Below are 15,523 nucleotides of genomic sequence, written 5' to 3'. Positions count from 1 at the left end.
GAATGTGATGACGACACGCTTCGTGGGAGCGTCACTGTCGTCAAGAACCCGCGAGACGCAGCCTCACTCGCTCAACACGGCTCGGGTCAATATCTCAGGCTGCCTTTCGGAGGACCGGACCTGCCCTATCGACGCACGGCACTGAGATCGACAATGTGCACGGTGACCCCGACGTCCGCGATCAGCTGAAGCGCGGCGGGATCGGCGTCGGAGTCGGTCACGAAGTCGTCGATCTCGCTCAGGTCTGCCATCTTCGCGAGGGTGACCTGTCCAACTTTGGACCCGTCCGCAACCACGATCACGCGCTGAGCGTTGGCGACCATGGCGTGATTGGTGCGCGCTTCCGTTTCGTCGTGCGTCGTCACGCCCCCTGACACGCTGATGCCATCGGTACCCAGAATGGCAGTGCCGACATTGATCGCTTTGAAGGTGTTCTCAGACAATGAGCCAACGGCCTCGAACGAGCTCTGCCGGACTACCCCTCCTGTCATGATGACCTTGAGCCTGGGGCGAGCCGCACACTCCATCGCAATAGTGAGCGAATTCGTCACAATGGTCAATCCCGAACGATTACTGAGCGCTCTGGCGACTTCAGCCGTCGTGGTTCCGCCACTCAGGGCGACTGCATAGGGTCCGGCGGGGATCATGTCCACCGCACGGCGTGCGATCAGTTGCTTGGCCTCCCGGAACTGGGTATTCCTGAGGCGAACAGGGATTTCGCTGCGGGCGTCCAAGGCGCGGGCCCCGCCGTGCGTACGAACGAGCAGTCCCTGTTCGTCCAGATCCGCCAGGTCCCTGCGCAGGGTGGCCGCCGAGATTCCGAGCGCCTCCGCGAGCGCAGACTGCGACATGCTGGTCCGTTCATGCAGGAGCGACAGGACAAGGCGCATCCGCTCGGAGCGCTTGCCTGAGACGGCACGAGGGGTGGATGAGGACGAGCCGTTCTGGAGCATGAGAGGCCTTCGCTAAATCGAAACGCGCAGTATTTGTGTTCACTTTAGCAGGAAAATTGCGCGATACGCGCATTCTGTCGCAGTATCAAGCCATGGCAATCGTGTTGGTCCAGTGCACGGATGGTGTCGACCTGACATCGCCCGAATCGCACGGCATCACTGCCGGGAGGAGCTCGTCATGACGCTCGCCACGACCCGCGATCTCATCGGCAAGTTCGGCGCAGGCAACCGCGCCGTCCTCGCCTTCAACGTGATCACCCTCGAACACGCCGAAGCCATCGCGGCAGGAGTTGAGCGCGCCGGTACCGGTGCGATTCTCCAGGTCAGCGAGAACGCGATCCGGTTCCACGATGGCAAGATCTCGCCGATCATCGCGGCCTGTGCGAAAGTCGCCGCCGAGTCGTCCGCGCCTCTCTCAATCCATCTCGACCATTTCCAGGACCTCGCACTCACCGAACTCGCCATCGATCTGGCCAACGATCTCGGCGTGAGTTCGATCATGGTCGACGCCGCACACCTTCCCCACGGCCAGAATGTTCGCCAGACCCGCGAGCTGGCTCGGCGCGCCCACGCCCGAGGCCTGTGGGTTGAGGCGGAACTGGGCGAAATCGGCGGCAAGGACGGCGCTCACTCGCCGCTTGCTCGCACCCAGCCCGATGAGGCGCGCGAGTTCGTCGCGGAGACCACCGTTGACGGGCTTGCCGTTGCGGTCGGCAGTTCTCACGCCATGACCTCGCAGGTCGCGGAACTCGACCTCGCGCTGATCGCCCAGCTTGCCGGCATCGTGCCCGTCCCCCTCGTCCTCCATGGATCATCCGGCGTCGGGGACGCGACGCTGGTCGCGGCCATAGCCGCCGGGATGCGCAAGATCAACGTCGGAACGGCCCTCAACATCGCGTTCACTGACGGAATCCGGCGGTTCCTGGCCACCAATCCCGATGTCACCGATCCGCGCAAGTACATTCGCGACGGCTGCGAGTCCATCTCCCGCACCGTCACCCACCTGTGCACCGTCCTTGACGCCGCCCCGGTGCACCCCCGCCCCGGCCTGCCGAATTCCGCCCTGCTCACCGGGCGGGGTGCCCGCTGATCCCATCCGTCAACGAGACCCATCGATCGAACCACGCCCGCCCCGGACAAGGGGGCGCCCGTGGAACTGCAAAGGAGCACAATGGTTAATCAACTCTGGAACACGGTACGTCGGCATAAGGCGGGTGAAACCGTCGGAATCTATTCGGTATGCTCGGCGCACCCGACCGTGCTCGAGGCCGCAATCCGTCAGGCGGATGCCGATGGCACCTACGTTCTCATCGAAGCCACCTCCAATCAGGTCGACCAGTTCGGCGGCTATACCGGCATGCGTCCGGCGGACTTCCGCGACCTGGTCTACTCGATCGCCGACAGGATCGGCTTCGCCAGGGACCGCCTTGTCCTCGGTGGCGATCACCTCGGTCCCAATCGCTGGCAGAGGCTCAGCGCCGACGAGGCGATGGCGAATGCCGAAGACCTCGTCACGGCATACGTCGAAGCCGGCTACACAAAGATCCATCTCGACTGCAGCATGTCCTGCGTGGGGGATCCCGTGCCGGTCGGCGACGACCTCGCCGCAGTCCGCACAGCACGGCTGCTGCGAGTCGCGGAGGACGCCGCTACTCGCGCCGGCCTCCCGAGCGACATCCTGTACGTGATCGGCACAGAGGTCCCGGTACCGGGAGGCGCACACGAGACCCTCGGCGCCTTGACTGCGACATCCGCCGGGGCAGCCCACGCGACCCTCGACCGGCACCGCGCCGCATTCGAGCAGGTCGGCCTCGCCGACATCTGGCCGCGCATCATCGCGCTCGTCGTGCAGCCCGCCGTGGAATTCGACCACCTGCAGGTCATTGACTACCACCGTGAAGGGACCGTGCAGTTGCGGACCGTCCTGAACGACGAGCCGGGGCTGGTTTTCGAGGCCCACTCCACCGACTACCAGGAGACGAACCGGCTCGCCGAACTCGTCGAAGACCACTGGGCGATCCTCAAGGTCGGACCCGGGCTGACGTTCGCGATGCGAGAAGGGCTCTTCGCCCTCGCGAAGATCGAAGACGAACTCGTCCCGGTCGCCGATCGCTCCGCCCTCGTCGAGGTCATCGAACGGCGCATGCTCGCCCATCCCGACTATTGGGCGGGCTACTACGAGGGCACGGCCCAGCAGCAGCGCCTTGCCCGCCGGTTCAGCTACAGCGACCGGCTGCGCTACTACTGGCCAGACCCGGAGATCGAGGCGGCCGAGAACCGTCTCTATGACAACCTCGCCGCCCTGCAGATCCCGCTCCCGCTCATCAGCCAGTTCCTCCCCGAGCAATACGCGAGGGTTCGGGCAGGGAGCCTTTCTCCCGAACCGCGCGCGCTCGTCGTGGACAAGATCCGCGACGCCCTGCGCCCGTACGCCTATGCCTGTTTCCCGACGGTCCGCGACCGTGCCACCACAACCACCACCATCCAGGGAGCACTCCTTGTCTAACCCCACCGCCACATCCATCCCAGCCGCATCGACGGCCACCGGCCAGGCCGCAGGTCCAGGGTCTGAAGCCACCGTCCGCGAGATCGCCCAGCAACCGGATGTCTGGCGCGAGGCTTCGGCCAACATCGCCGCCCAGCGCACCGACATTGATACCTTCCTCGCACCCCTCCTCTCCCAATCCGACCTGCGCATCGTTCTCACGGGAGCAGGGACATCCGCTTTCGTCGGCGACATCGCGGCACCGGCACTGTCGCGACTGCTCGGCCGCCGCATTGACGCCGTGGCCACAACGGACATCGTCTCGAATCCCAGGGAGAGCTTCGCCGAAGACGTGCCCACCCTGCTCGTCTCCTTCGCCCGATCGGGCAACAGCCCGGAGAGCAGCGCCGCAACGGTCCTCGCCGATCAGGTGCTCACCGACGTCAGCCACCTGATCCTGACCTGCAATGAAGACGGGAACCTCTTCACGGATCATCAGGGACGCGCGCACTCGAAGGTCGTGCTGATGCCGCGTCGCTCCAACGACGAAGGCTTCGCAATGACGTCGAGCTTCACGTCGATGCTCCTGTCGAGCCTCCTGATCCTCGGCGGCGCGAACGACGACGCCGTTGCCGCCCTGTCCGCGGCCGCAACGCAGATCATCGACTGCCGCCAGCCCGAGATCCGGGCACTGGCCGAGGCGGGCTACGAACGCATCGTCTATATCGGGAGCGGGCCGCTGACCGGCCTTGCCCGCGAATCGGCCCTCAAAGTGCTCGAACTGACGGCCGGTGCGATCGTCACCTACTACGACTCCTCCCTCGGCTTCCGCCACGGCCCCAAGGCCGTCCTCGACGAGACCACTCTCGCCCTGGTCTACGTTTCTTCCGACCCCTACACCCGCGAGTACGACCTCGACATCATCGCCGAACTGCGCGCAGCGCTCACTCCCGAACGCGTCGTCGCGATCTCCTCCCTGCCGCTGCCGGCGGCCGACGGCCATTCGTGGATCCTTTCGGACCTCGCGGGCCTCGACGACGCGTTCCTGGCCGTCGGCTACATCGTCATCGCACAGCTTCTGGGGCTTTCGTTCTCGCTCACGCTCGGCGCCACCCCCGACAACCCGTTCCCCGGCGGAACCGTCAACCGCGTCGTCAAGGGCGTGCACATCCACCCGCTGCCCGCTTCAGCGGGCACTCTCACGAACGCGAGCTGAAAGCCATGTCACTATTCCTCGGGGTTGACGGTGGCGGCTCAAAAACCGCCTTCGTCCTCCTCAACGACTCCGGACACCTCGTCGCGGAAACACAGACACCGAGTTGCTACTACTTCAGCGAGGGCATCGAGCTCGTCGGGCGAATCCTCACCCAGGGCATCGGCACGATCGCCGCCCAAGCCGGAATCGAGACGAAGGACATCGACCAGGCCTTCTTCGGGCTCCCGGGATACGGCGAGGTCAGCTCCGATATCGAACGGCTGAACGCCGCGCCCCGTGCGGTACTCGGGCACGGTCGCTACACCTGCGACAACGACATGGTGTGCGGCTGGGCCGGATCCCTCGGTGCCGTCGACGGGATCAACGTGATCAGCGGAACCGGCTCCATGACCTACGGAGAACGCGCGGGTCACGGCCACCGGGTCGGCGGCTGGAGCGAGCTCTTCGGCGATGAAGGCTCCGCGTACTGGATCGCGATCCGCGGCCTCAACGCCTTCACCCGGATGAGCGACGGCCGGCTCCCCCGCGGCCCGCTCTACGACGTCGTCAAGGCCCGTGCCGACGTGAACAGCGATCTCGATCTGATAGACGTCGTCGTGAATCAGTGGAAGGGACAACGAGGGGCGATCGCCGACCTCTCCAAGACCGTCGTCGAAGCCGCCGCCCAGGGTGACCTCATCGCCGCCCAGATCCTCACGGATGCCTGCGCCGAGCTGGCCAGGATCGTCGACACGACGCGCACCGAGCTCGGTTTCGGCGACGACGACGTTGTCCCCGTGTCCTACTCGGGAGGCATGTTCACGGCCGCCGCCGTGCGCAGCGGATTCGAAGAGGCACTTTCGGCACTGCCGCCGAAATACGCGTTGCGCACTCCGCTGTTCGGCCCCGCCGTCGGCGCAGCGCTCTACGCCGCGAAGAAGGCGGGCACCCCGCTGTCCGAAGCCGCGCTGGCGCGTCTCCGGTTCCACTAACCGCACCCGTACCTGCACCACGCACCACGCACCACGCACCACAACGCACGTCCCCCTGAGTAAGTCCAAGCAAGTAACAGATGTCAACGAGGAGATCATTGTGAAGAAAACGCAGAGTTGGATATTTTACGCAGCACTATTGGTGCTGTTCTGGGGAGTCTGGGGCGCATTCTCGTCCCTCCCCATCACCCTCTACGGGTACCCGGATGAAATGGTCTACGTGATCTGGGCTGTCGTGATGATCATCCCTGCAGCCTTCGCGCTGCGCGGCCAGAAGTTCGACCGCCGCCCGAAGGCCGCCATGTACGGTCTCCTCATCGGCCTCACCGGGGCCGGCGGCCAACTGCTCCTGTTCAACGCGCTGTCGTCCGGTCCCGCATACCTGATCTTCCCGATCATCTCCATTTCGCCGGCCATCACCGTGCTTATGGCCGTTGCGTTCCTCCGGGAACGCCTGCCCAAGGTCGCCGTCATCGGCTTGGTCGCGGCGTTGGCCGCCATCGTGCTCTTCAGCGTCGCAGGCGGCTCAGGGGATGCCACATCCGGTCCCTGGCTCGTCATCGCAATCTTCGTCTGCATTGCGTGGGGCGTGCAGGCCTTCTTCATGCGGAAGGCAGCGACCATCGGAGTGAACGACGCGACGACCTTCGCCTGGATGGCCATCAGCGGCCTGATCCTCACCCCGTTTGCGATCATGTCGATGGGCGGCCTCCCGCTCGACGTCCCCTGGCAGGCGCCCGCGTTGACCGCCGCCACCCAGCTCCTCAATGCGGTCGGTGCGTTGTTCCTCGTCATGGCCCTGAGCCGAGGCAAGGCGTCCATCGTTGCGCCAACGACCAACGCCCTTGCCCCCGTTCTCACGATCGTGGTGTCGCTCGTCGTTTATCAGACGCTTCCGACAATTTTCGGAACGATCGCGATCGTCCTGGCGCTCGTCGGTTCGACCCTCATGGTCTACAGCGACGAACGACGTGGGGAGGCGTTGCCGGCCGCCCTTCCCGGCGATGAGAACAGAACGCAGGCAAAGACCCACGAGCCAGCAGACACAGCGGGCTAGCCGGCACAGTCACTGCCAGCCCCGCGCCGGCCCGTTCGCACGCTTTTTGAACATCGAGAAGCGTACGAGCGGGCCTTCGTCGTGATCACGTCACTCACTCACGCGACTTCACCTCGATAGGACCCGCACCGCTGTGAACTGACGGCACTTCGCCGCCGCGCTGGACCGCTTCGAGCGCTTCAGCTTCGTCCCCGCCGATGGCCTCTCCACGGGCGATCAGCCCGGCGACATCCGAGAGCGGAATCTGCTTGAGGAAGAGCGAGAGAAGGAAGGCGAGGGCGATGAACGGCAGCAGGTACCAGAACACCGGAGCGAGGGCATCCGCGTACGCCGCGACGATCCCGTCCCGCAACGCCTGCGGCAGCTGGTTGAGCGTCTGCGGGTCCAGCGTCGCCGTGGCGTTCGAGGCATCCGCTGCGGTGGCACCGGCCGAGGCAAAGACGTGGGTGAGGTTGTCGGTAAGCCGGGTGGTGAAGATCGTGCCGAACACCGCGACGCCGAGCGAGGCGCCGACCTCCCGGAAGTAGTTGTTCGTGCTCGTCGCGGTACCGATCATCGACGCGTCCACGGAGTTCTGCACGACGAGCACGACGACCTGCATGATCAGGCCGAGCCCGGCGCCGAAGACGAAGAGGAACACGCAGATCAGCCAGATCGGGGTGGACGCGCTGAGGGTGGTCATCGCGACCATCGCTGCCCCGGTGATGATCGTGCCGAGGATCGGGAACATCTTGTACTTGCCGGTGCGGGTGATCGCGATCCCGGACCCGATCGAGGTGCCGATCAGGCCGACCATCATGGGCACCATCAGCAGGCCGGAGACGGCGGCGGATGTGCCGGAGGACATCTGCAGGAAGGTCGGGATGAAGCCGATCGCCGCGAACATTCCGAGGCCGAGCGTGAGGCCGATCGCGGTCGCGTTCACGAAGATCGGGTTGCGGAAGAGCGACAACGGGATGATCGGGTCTTTCGCCCGCGCCTCGACCAGGATGAAGAGCAGCACCGCGATCACGAGGCCGGCGCCGAAGAGCCAGGTTTCGGTCGCGCCCCAGCCGTGGGCCTTGTTGCCGCCGAAGTCGGTGAAGAAGATGAGGCAGGTCGTGGCCGCCGAAAGGGTGAGGACGCCGAGGATGTCGATGGGCGCCGTGGCCTTCTTGTTCGGGAGTCTGAGGGTGAACCACGCGATGACGAACGCGATCACGCCGACGGGGATGTTGATGTAGAACGCCCACTGCCAGGTGAGGTGGTCGACGAAGAGGCCGCCGAGCAGCGGGCCGCCGACCGCGGACAGGCCGAAGATCGCACCGAGCGGTCCGAGGTACTTGCCGCGCTCCGAGGCGGGCACGATGTCGGCGATGATCGCCTGGGAGAGGACCATCAGCCCGCCGCCGCCGAGCCCCTGGATCGCCCGGAAGATGACGAGCTGCCAGAAGTCACCGGCGAAGGCGCAGCCGAGCGACGCGATCGTGAAGAGGGCGATCGCGACGAGGAACAGCCGGCGCCGCCCGAGGACGTCACCGAACTTGCCGTAGATCGGCATCACGATGGTGGTGGCGAGCAGGTAGGCGGTGGTCACCCAGACCTGGTTCTCGACGCCGCCGAGCTGGCCGACGATCGTCGGCATGGCGGTCGACACGATCGTCTGGTCCAGGCTCGAGAGGAGCATGCCGGAGATGAGCGCGGCGAAGATGATCCAGATTCGTCGCTTGGTCAGGAGGAACGGCGCCTCGGCGATTGCGGTCATGGACGGTCCTTTCGAAGGTTTGACGTAGCGGCCACTTCTCGGACAGCGACGAGTGAAATGTGAAGCGCCGCGCCGAATTCCTCGGTCGCCCCCGGACGAAGAATGCGCTCGACGGCGGTGCGGAACAGGGTGGAAAAGATCGCAACCGCGGCACGGGCCCTCGGGTCGTCGTCGTCGACGCCCTCCCGGTTCGCGACCAGGAGCGCCAGCACCTGCTCGCGCTCGCGGCCGAGCCCGATCACCCGGGAAAGCAGTCGCGGCTCGCGCTCGATCGCGGCGAAGAAATCGGTGTGCTCGGCCACACCGAGCCCCGTCAGCGCCATCTGTTCGATGGCGAACTCGACGAGGTCGTCGAGCACGGCCGGCCACCCTCGGGAGCCCCGGGCGGTGAAGTGCTCGGCGAGGCGACGTGCCTCATCGGTCTCGTCCATGCCGATGACGGCTTCGTCCTTGGAGGGGAAGTAGTTGAAGAAGGTGCGCCGGGAGATCCCGACCTCGGCGCAGAGCTCCTCGATCGTGAAACCGTTGAGGCCGCGCTCGGCCGTGAGTCGGCGGGAGACGGCGGTGAGTCGCAGGGCCGTCGCCGCCATGCGGTCGGAGCGCCCCGGCGTTGTTGCACTATCAATCATAAAGTGCAGTATTGCACTATATGGCTCTGAGTGCAATATGTGACCGCGCGCGCGTCCTACCGGTCGAAAGAGTCCACGAAGGCGACGCTCGCCGCAGAGATTTCGGCGCGCGCAGCATCCTGGGAGGTGGACGGCTCGCCGTCGCCGGACTGTGGACCGTAGTCGCCGAAGAACGCGTGCACGCCACCCTCGATCGCCAGGAATCGCGCATCCGCCGGCAGCGACGCCTTCGACGCGGTGACCTTCTCCGGAGTCGCCAGGCCGTCGTTCGTGCCGGAGATCGACAGCACCCGGGCATCGAGCCCGCTCAGGTCGTTCGCCGGGTATGACGCGAAGAACATCAGCCCGACGACCGGGTCGGTCGAAGCGCCTGCGAAGGACTGGGCGTCCATCGCCGCGACCGTCCCGCCGAGCGAGTGGCCGCCGATGACCCAGCGGGTTACCGGCGGATGCCCGGCGCGCGCCGAACCGAATGCTCCCGTCGAGAGGAACGCAATCCCGAAGGGCTGCTTGGGGATGACGACGACGTGGCCGGCTTCGGCGAGCGGGCGCAGGACGGCTGCGTAGGCGCGAGCGTCGACGCGCGCGCCGGGCTGGAAGAACACCCCGACGTCGCTCGCAGCTCCCGTCGGTTGCAGCACGATCTGGTCGGCGGTCTCGGTCACGGTCACGCTGGTGTCCGAGTCCATCGCGGACAGGGCCGGCTCGACGGCCGTCGACGGCACGAGCCACCAGGCCAGTGCGATCACCCCGAGCGAGAGCACGACGAGGACGCCGCGAATTCCCTTCCACCGGCGGTGGCGCACCACTCGCACGAGCCAGGAGCGCACGGCGATCGCCAGGCTGACCGCGAAGGCGAGCACGAGCAGGATCAGGTATGCCGGGTGGCCGTGGATGAGCATCGGTCCCGTCGATGCCGCTGCCCAGACCGTGACGACCACGCCGAGCGTGGCCACGACGCGGGTGATCCAGAAGAAGACCGCGTCGGCTCGGGTGGCCGCGGCCCCGTTCGCTGGCCGAATGCCGCTCGCATCGCTCATGGAGAAATTATCCCCCTGGCGCTCCACGGGAAGTTACCTAATAGTATTAGGTAGAAATCTAATGACATTAGTCACAAGGAGTAATGCAATGGCACGCGCAGGACTGACCGCGGAGCGCCTCACCCAGGCGGGCGCCGAACTCGCCGACGAGGTCGGATTCGACCAAGTCACGCTCTCGGCGCTGGCCAGGCTTTTCGACGTCAAGGTCGCGAGCCTCTATTCGCACGTCACCAACTCCCACGATCTCAAGACCAGGATCGCCCTGCTCGCGCTGCAGGAGCTCGCCGACCGGGCAGCGGATGCCGTGGCCGGCCGGGCGGGCAAGGACGCCCTGGTCGCGCTCGGCAACGTCTACCGCGACTACGCCCGCGAACATCCCGGCCGTTACGCCGCCATGCACTTCCGGCTCGACAGGGAGACCGCGATCGCGAGCGCCGGCGTCCGCCACTCCGCGATGACCCGCGCCATCCTGCGCGGCTACGACCTCACGGAACCGGACCAGACGCACTCCGTCCGGCTGCTCGGCAGCGTCTTCCACGGCTTCGCGACTCTCGAGCTCGAGGGCGGCTTCGGCAACAGCTCCCCCGATTCCCAGGAGTCCTGGACCCGCACGCTGGACGCCCTCGACGCCCTGCTGCGTGCCTGGCCGGCGCCCGAATAACGCCACGCACCTGCCGTCCGGCACCCGCACCACCTCCCCACACCGGCATTCCCCGACCAGAAGGCTCACAGATGTCCACCCAGCACAACTGGATCAGCACCCCGATCACCGCCGACCTCCTCCGCGGCGCCCTCGATTTGGAACGGACCGGTCACGGTCTGCTCCCCCACCGCCTGCCGGCCTGGGCGCGAGCGCACGCGGACGCGCAACTGTCCGGCGCGGAGTCGCAGCCCTCCGGGGTCCGACTGGCCTTCCGCACCGGTGCCACCGAACTCGAGCTCGACGTACTGCCCACGAAGCTCGTCTACCTGGGCGGCCCACCACGACCGGTCGGTGTGTACGAACTGCTCGTCGACGGCCGACTGTCCGGCCGGGCCAGCGCGACGACCGGCATCACGGTCACCGTCGACATGTCCACAGGCGCCACCACGAACCATCTCGGCCCGGTCAGCACCCTCCGGTTCACCAGCCTCCCGGACCACCTCACCAACATCGAGATCTGGCTCCCGCACAACGAACGAACCGAACTCGTCGCGCTCCGCTCCAACGCGCCCATCGAGCCCGCACCCGCGACAGGCAACCGGGTCTGGCTGCACCATGGCAGCTCGATCAGCCACGGCTCCAACGCGGAGAACCCCACCGAAACCTGGCCGGCGCTCGCGGCAGCCAGCGGCGCTGTCGACCTGGTCAACCTCGGCTTCGGTGGCAGCGCACTCCTCGATCCTTTCGTCGCCCGCACCATGCGCGACACCCCCGCCGACCTGATCAGCGTCAAGATCGGCATCAACCTGGTCAATCTGGACCTGATGCGCCTGCGCGCCTTCGCCCCGGCCGTGAACGGCTTCCTCGACACCATCCGCGACGGCCACCCCACGACACCGCTGCTGTTGATCTCCCCCATCCTCTGCCCCATCCACGAGGACACTCCGGGACCCGGCGCGTTCGACCTCACCGCGCTGGCCGGGGGTCGCCTGCAGTTCGTCGCCACCGGGGACCCGGCCGAGACATCCGCCGGGAAGCTCACGCTCACCGTGATCAGGGCGGAGCTGGCACGCATCGCACTGCAGCGCGTTGCGACGGATCCGAACCTGCACTACCTCGACGGACTCGACCTCTACGGCGAGGCGGACTTCGCCGAATTCCCGCTGCCGGACCGGCTGCACCCGGACGCCGCGACGCACCGTCGCATCGGCGAGCGTTTCGCCCGCCTCGCCTTCGGCCCCGAGGGGGCCTTCGCCGCCTGAGCAGCGCCTATCGGCCGGAACGGGTGTCGGAATACACTCCAGCCATGTACGCCGTGAGCTTCTACGAAGTGAATGCAGAGAACTTCAGTCGCGTCCGTGAGGTCTACCCGCGACATCGCGCGTATCTTGACGAGTTCGCGCTCGGGGGCGAGGTCGTCATGATCGGTACCTTCGCGGATCCAGCAAAGGACGGCTCGATGGCGATCTTCCGATCGCGTGCGGCCGCCGAACGATTCCGGGCCGATGATCCCTTCGTCCTGGAGGGCCTCGTCGGTGCATCGCGAATCCTCGATTGGGACCCGCTGGAATTCCGCGCGGTCTGACTGCGCAGGCCGGTCCGGGCCGAGTAGCCCGGACCGTGCCGGGCGCGTTACGCCTGGTCGTGGATCGTGACGACGTAGCCGTCCGGGTCGCTGAACGAGAACGTCAGGCCGAACGGGCCGGGGGCCGGGGCGCTGACGATCGGAACTCCCGCCTCGACGAGGACGTCGTGCACGGCCTGCGCGTCGTCGGCATGCAGCCAGAGCGCGACCCCGGCGCCGGCCCACGGCCGCACCGCAGTGGGGTCGAACCCCGGCATCGGTTCCCGAACGGCGAATGCGATCGGCTCGGTCGCGAAGACGACGGCGTGGGGCGGGCTCACCGGCGCGCGGCGCAACCCGAGCAGCGTCTCGTAGAAGTTCGCCGACCGTTCGAGGTCTCCAACCTGCAGGGCTAGAAAATCGGGTCCGGTGACAGTCATGGTTTCTTCTCCTCGTCGAATCCCGCGTGTCAGGATCCTTACATACCCATTGTGTGTCAGGATGCTGACATGAGTCAAGTGGAGAGAGTCGGCGATCTCGCCGAGTCGGTGGGTTACCTGCTCAAGCAGGCGGCGACGGCACTGCATGCCTCGATGGACGCGGTTCTGCGCCCGCAGGGCCTGACCGTGTCGCAGTACTCGGTGCTCGAGTTGCTCGGCCATGAGCCGGAGCAATCGAACGCGGGCCTCGCCCGGGGCGCGTTCGTCACCCGCCAGTCGATGAACGAGGTCCTGCGCGGCCTCCAGGATCGCGGCCTGGTCGCCCGCCCCGACGTCGCCGAACGCGGGCGGGCGCGGCCGACGCACCTCACCCCGGCGGGCCAGGCCGCGCTGGAGAATGCGAGCGCCGCGGTCGCCCGGGTCGAAAAACGGATGCTGTCGCCCCTCTCGACCACGGAACATACGGAACTCATCGCACGGCTGATCGCCTGCCGGGATGCCCTCACCGGCGACGGCGCTCCCACCGGTTGAGACGCCGCGCGGTAGCGTTGGACCATGGCTGAACTGTCCGAGACACGTGTCGCCGTCTACATCGATTTCGACAACATCATCATTTCCCAATACGACAACGTGCATGGTCGTGGCGCCTTCATCAAGGAGAAGGCCCGCACCGCAACGGGCAAGACCGCGGAACGGCTGCAGGAAGCCACCGTCAATATCGGCGCGGTGCTCGACTTCGCCTCGTCGTTCGGGGCCGTCGCGATCAGCCGCGCCTATGCGGACTGGGCGGCACCCGCGAACACGCGGTACCAGAAGCAGCTCGTCGACCGCGCGGTCGACCTCGTGCAGCTCTTCAACACCTCCGGAACCAAGAACGGCGCGGACATCCGCCTCGCCATCGACGTCGTCGAGGACCTCTTCCGGCTGCAGGACATCTCGCACGTCGTGATCGTCGCCGGAGACTCGGACTACATCCCGCTCGCCCAGAGCGCACGCCGCCTGGGCCGCACGGTGATCGGAATCGGTGTGCAGGGTTCGACCAGTGCGGCGTTCAAGAACGCCTGCGACGAGTTCTCCTACTATCACGACCTCGTTGAGGACCTCGGGGAGGAGCTTGCCGAGGATCTCGTCGAGGACATCGTCGAAGACGTCCCGCACTCCACTCGGACGGTGGCCGTCGAGCCGCCCGCACCGGACCTGGCGAAGGAGGCCCGCAAGCTCCTCATGCGCGCACTTCGTGGACGGGCGAACGACGACGTCGACGGCTGGATGGCAGCATCCGCCCTCAAACAACAGATGAAGCGGCTCGACCCCGGCTTCGATGAGAAGAAGATCGGGTTCAAGTCGTTCACCGACTTCCTCAAGGCCCAGCGCTCCATCGCGGAGTTGCAGGAAGACGGCCAGGCGCGCCGCGCCCGGTTGCGCAACCGGGCCTGACGGTCGGGCGCGGCTGCGACTGCGACTGCGACTGCGGCGCCCTACGCGAACGTCGCGTCGAGGGCCGCGCGCAGGTCGGCGATCAGGTCGAGCGGATCCTCGAGTCCGACCGAGAATCGAAGGTGCCCGAACTCGCGGAATGGCGCAGGGTACGCCGCCACCCGCGGCCCGCTCGAGCCGACATGAACGATCAGGGACTCGTCATGGCCGAGCGACACGGCTGAGGTGATGACCCGAAGCTGGGCGACGAATCGATTCTGCGTCTCCGGATCGCCGGCGACGGCGAACGCCAGCATCGCACCATAGCCTCGTCCGGCGAACTGCCGCGTGGCGAGTTCATGCTGCGGATGGCTCTCGAGCCCGGGGAAGGCGACGAACGCGATCCGCGGGTCGGAGTCGAGGAACTCGGCGACCAGCTGGGCCGATTCGAGATGCTGCCGGAGCCTCAGCGGCAGCGTCACCGACCCGCGAGTGATCAGCCACGCATTGAACGGCGAGATCACCCCGCCGACGTCGACCATCGCATCCGCTTTGATCAGCTGGATCAGCTTCCGGGAGCCGATGACCGCGCCGCCCATCGCGTCGCCGTGTCCATTGATGTACTTCGTCAGGGAGTGCACGACCAGGTCGGCGCCGTCGGCGAGCGGGCGGTAGAACGGGGGCGGTGTGAAGGTGGAGTCCACAACGAGCAGGGCCCCGCCCTGGTGGGCGATCGTCGCCAGGGCCTCGATGTCGGCAACCCGTGTCGTCGGGTTCGCGATCGCCTCGGTGTGCACGATTCGCGTATTGGGCCGAATCGCCGCAGCGACCGCGGCCAGATCACTGATGTCGACGAACGTGGCCTCGATCCCGTACTTGTCGGGAAGCAGTTCTGTGAACAACCGCCACGTTGCCTCGTAGCTGACATCGGCGACCACGACGTGATCTCCGGAGCGCAGATAGGTGAAGAACACCGCGTGCAGTGCCGCAACTCCCGACGCCAGGACGACGGCGTCCTCGCCGCCGTCCAGGGCCGCGAGCTTCGCCTGCAGGCCCAGTTGGTTCACGCCGGAATTGCGGGTGTAGAGCGGCACGTCCGTGCCGGACCAGCTCACTGCGGACGGGTCTTCCGGCAACGCATACGAGTTGGCCATCACGATCGGGGTGCGAATCGCCCCGGTCCCGGCATCGATCGTGTTGCCGGCGTGCACGGCCAGAGTCGAGTCCTTCAGGGTCAGCGGATCGTGCTTGTCGGGACGAGAGTTCACCATGGCCCCACGCTACGGGAACGCCCCGAACCACGGTGCCTTCGTGTCGTTGGACTCTGCTGAACTCGCCTGGGATCTGGCCGACCGGCACCGAGCC

16 protein-coding genes are annotated in these 15,523 nt (G+C 66.6%); 10 read left to right on the top strand and 6 right to left on the bottom strand.

Going from position 1 to position 15,523, the window contains the following annotated elements; genetic code table 11:
- Window positions 1–125: 125 nt before the first annotated feature.
- Window positions 126–953, bottom strand: a complete 828-nt coding sequence (locus MQH31_RS02840; RefSeq protein ID WP_134535390.1) for a DeoR/GlpR family DNA-binding transcription regulator — start codon at window positions 951–953, stop codon at window positions 126–128.
- A gap of 178 nt (window positions 954–1,131) precedes the next feature.
- Here MQH31_RS02840 and MQH31_RS02835 point away from each other — a divergent pair, with 178 nt between their 5' ends.
- The 5 genes from MQH31_RS02835 to MQH31_RS02815 all read left to right on the top strand — a co-directional run bounded on the left by MQH31_RS02835 (window position 1,132) and on the right by MQH31_RS02815 (window position 6,682).
- Window positions 1,132–2,043, top strand: a complete 912-nt coding sequence (locus MQH31_RS02835; RefSeq protein WP_243010834.1) for a class II fructose-bisphosphate aldolase — start codon at window positions 1,132–1,134, stop codon at window positions 2,041–2,043.
- A gap of 81 nt (window positions 2,044–2,124) precedes the next feature.
- The gene (locus MQH31_RS02830) at window positions 2,125–3,459 is read left to right on the top strand and encodes a D-tagatose-bisphosphate aldolase, class II, non-catalytic subunit (RefSeq protein WP_243010833.1); all 1,335 of its coding nucleotides are present in this window, start codon (window positions 2,125–2,127) and stop codon (window positions 3,457–3,459) included.
- Window positions 3,452–4,654, top strand: a complete 1,203-nt coding sequence (locus tag MQH31_RS02825; RefSeq protein ID WP_243010832.1) for an SIS domain-containing protein — start codon at window positions 3,452–3,454, stop codon at window positions 4,652–4,654. Before MQH31_RS02830 ends, MQH31_RS02825 begins: the two co-directional genes overlap by 8 nt.
- Window positions 4,655–4,659: 5 nt before the next feature.
- Window positions 4,660–5,625, top strand: coding sequence for an N-acetylglucosamine kinase (locus MQH31_RS02820; protein ID WP_134535386.1), 966 nt, complete (start codon window positions 4,660–4,662; stop codon window positions 5,623–5,625).
- A gap of 100 nt (window positions 5,626–5,725) precedes the next feature.
- A complete protein-coding gene (locus MQH31_RS02815; protein ID WP_243010831.1) occupies window positions 5,726–6,682 on the top strand; it encodes a DMT family transporter in 957 nt (318 codons plus the stop codon).
- A 94-nt stretch (window positions 6,683–6,776) separates the two neighbouring features.
- Here MQH31_RS02815 and MQH31_RS02810 read toward each other — a convergent pair whose 3' ends face one another.
- From MQH31_RS02810 to MQH31_RS02800, 3 genes are read right to left on the bottom strand one after another with little or no spacing between them, the layout of a single operon-like run.
- Complete coding sequence (locus tag MQH31_RS02810) at window positions 6,777–8,426, bottom strand: MDR family MFS transporter (RefSeq protein ID WP_243010830.1); 1,650 nt, start codon at window positions 8,424–8,426, stop codon at window positions 6,777–6,779.
- Window positions 8,423–9,055: a TetR/AcrR family transcriptional regulator gene (locus MQH31_RS02805; RefSeq protein ID WP_243010829.1), complete on the bottom strand. Its 633-nt coding sequence runs from the start codon at window positions 9,053–9,055 to the stop codon at window positions 8,423–8,425. The genes MQH31_RS02810 and MQH31_RS02805 overlap by 4 nt, the downstream gene beginning before the upstream one ends.
- Before the next feature lie 56 nt (window positions 9,056–9,111).
- Entirely contained in the window at window positions 9,112–10,095 is a 984-nt protein-coding gene (locus tag MQH31_RS02800; protein WP_243010828.1) for an alpha/beta hydrolase, read from the bottom strand.
- A gap of 88 nt (window positions 10,096–10,183) precedes the next feature.
- Here MQH31_RS02800 and MQH31_RS02795 point away from each other — a divergent pair, with 88 nt between their 5' ends.
- From MQH31_RS02795 to MQH31_RS02785, 3 genes are all read left to right on the top strand, one after another.
- Window positions 10,184–10,756 carry a TetR/AcrR family transcriptional regulator gene (locus MQH31_RS02795; protein WP_243010827.1) on the top strand — a complete coding sequence of 191 codons (573 nt, stop codon included), beginning with the start codon at window positions 10,184–10,186 and terminating at the stop codon, window positions 10,754–10,756.
- A 71-nt stretch (window positions 10,757–10,827) separates the two neighbouring features.
- Entirely contained in the window at window positions 10,828–12,000 is a 1,173-nt protein-coding gene (locus MQH31_RS02790; protein ID WP_243010826.1) for a GDSL-type esterase/lipase family protein, read from the top strand.
- Between the two features lie 44 nt (window positions 12,001–12,044).
- The gene (locus MQH31_RS02785) at window positions 12,045–12,323 is read left to right on the top strand and encodes a YciI family protein (protein WP_243010825.1); all 279 of its coding nucleotides are present in this window, start codon (window positions 12,045–12,047) and stop codon (window positions 12,321–12,323) included.
- 47 nt (window positions 12,324–12,370) lie between these two features.
- Here the strand turns inward: MQH31_RS02785 and MQH31_RS02780 are convergent, their stop codons facing one another.
- A complete protein-coding gene (locus MQH31_RS02780) occupies window positions 12,371–12,742 on the bottom strand; it encodes a VOC family protein (RefSeq protein WP_243010824.1) in 372 nt (123 codons plus the stop codon).
- 69 nt (window positions 12,743–12,811) lie between these two features.
- Between MQH31_RS02780 and MQH31_RS02775 the strand changes: the two genes are divergently transcribed.
- Complete coding sequence (locus tag MQH31_RS02775) at window positions 12,812–13,273, top strand: MarR family winged helix-turn-helix transcriptional regulator (RefSeq protein WP_134535378.1); 462 nt, start codon at window positions 12,812–12,814, stop codon at window positions 13,271–13,273.
- 24 nt (window positions 13,274–13,297) lie between these two features.
- Window positions 13,298–14,179, top strand: a complete 882-nt coding sequence (locus tag MQH31_RS02770; protein WP_243010823.1) for an NYN domain-containing protein — start codon at window positions 13,298–13,300, stop codon at window positions 14,177–14,179.
- Window positions 14,180–14,220: 41 nt separating this feature from the next.
- Here the strand turns inward: MQH31_RS02770 and MQH31_RS02765 are convergent, their stop codons facing one another.
- The gene (locus MQH31_RS02765; RefSeq protein WP_243010822.1) at window positions 14,221–15,429 is read right to left on the bottom strand and encodes a trans-sulfuration enzyme family protein; all 1,209 of its coding nucleotides are present in this window, start codon (window positions 15,427–15,429) and stop codon (window positions 14,221–14,223) included.
- Window positions 15,430–15,523 lie beyond the last annotated feature (94 nt).

The organism is Cryobacterium zhongshanensis (genome assembly GCF_022760445.1).
Classification (GTDB): domain Bacteria; phylum Actinomycetota; class Actinomycetes; order Actinomycetales; family Microbacteriaceae; genus Cryobacterium; species Cryobacterium algoricola.
This window is presented reverse-complemented; position numbering and strand designations above follow the sequence as displayed.

Coding starts and splice junctions, on each gene's coding strand:
- MQH31_RS02775 (WP_134535378.1), top strand. CDS start 12,812: ATGAGTCAAGTGGAGAGAGTCGGCGATCTCGCCGAGTCGGTGGGTTAC.
- MQH31_RS02795 (WP_243010827.1), top strand. CDS start 10,184: ATGGCACGCGCAGGACTGACCGCGGAGCGCCTCACCCAGGCGGGCGCC.
- MQH31_RS02820 (WP_134535386.1), top strand. CDS start 4,660: ATGTCACTATTCCTCGGGGTTGACGGTGGCGGCTCAAAAACCGCCTTC.
- MQH31_RS02830 (WP_243010833.1), top strand. CDS start 2,125: ATGGTTAATCAACTCTGGAACACGGTACGTCGGCATAAGGCGGGTGAA.
- MQH31_RS02790 (WP_243010826.1), top strand. CDS start 10,828: ATGTCCACCCAGCACAACTGGATCAGCACCCCGATCACCGCCGACCTC.
- MQH31_RS02800 (WP_243010828.1), bottom strand. CDS start 10,095: ATGAGCGATGCGAGCGGCATTCGGCCAGCGAACGGGGCCGCGGCCACC.
- MQH31_RS02765 (WP_243010822.1), bottom strand. CDS start 15,429: ATGGTGAACTCTCGTCCCGACAAGCACGATCCGCTGACCCTGAAGGAC.
- MQH31_RS02805 (WP_243010829.1), bottom strand. CDS start 9,055: ATGATTGATAGTGCAACAACGCCGGGGCGCTCCGACCGCATGGCGGCG.
- MQH31_RS02810 (WP_243010830.1), bottom strand. CDS start 8,426: ATGACCGCAATCGCCGAGGCGCCGTTCCTCCTGACCAAGCGACGAATC.
- MQH31_RS02770 (WP_243010823.1), top strand. CDS start 13,298: ATGGCTGAACTGTCCGAGACACGTGTCGCCGTCTACATCGATTTCGAC.
- MQH31_RS02840 (WP_134535390.1), bottom strand. CDS start 953: ATGCTCCAGAACGGCTCGTCCTCATCCACCCCTCGTGCCGTCTCAGGC.
- MQH31_RS02780 (WP_243010824.1), bottom strand. CDS start 12,742: ATGACTGTCACCGGACCCGATTTTCTAGCCCTGCAGGTTGGAGACCTC.
- MQH31_RS02785 (WP_243010825.1), top strand. CDS start 12,045: ATGTACGCCGTGAGCTTCTACGAAGTGAATGCAGAGAACTTCAGTCGC.
- MQH31_RS02835 (WP_243010834.1), top strand. CDS start 1,132: ATGACGCTCGCCACGACCCGCGATCTCATCGGCAAGTTCGGCGCAGGC.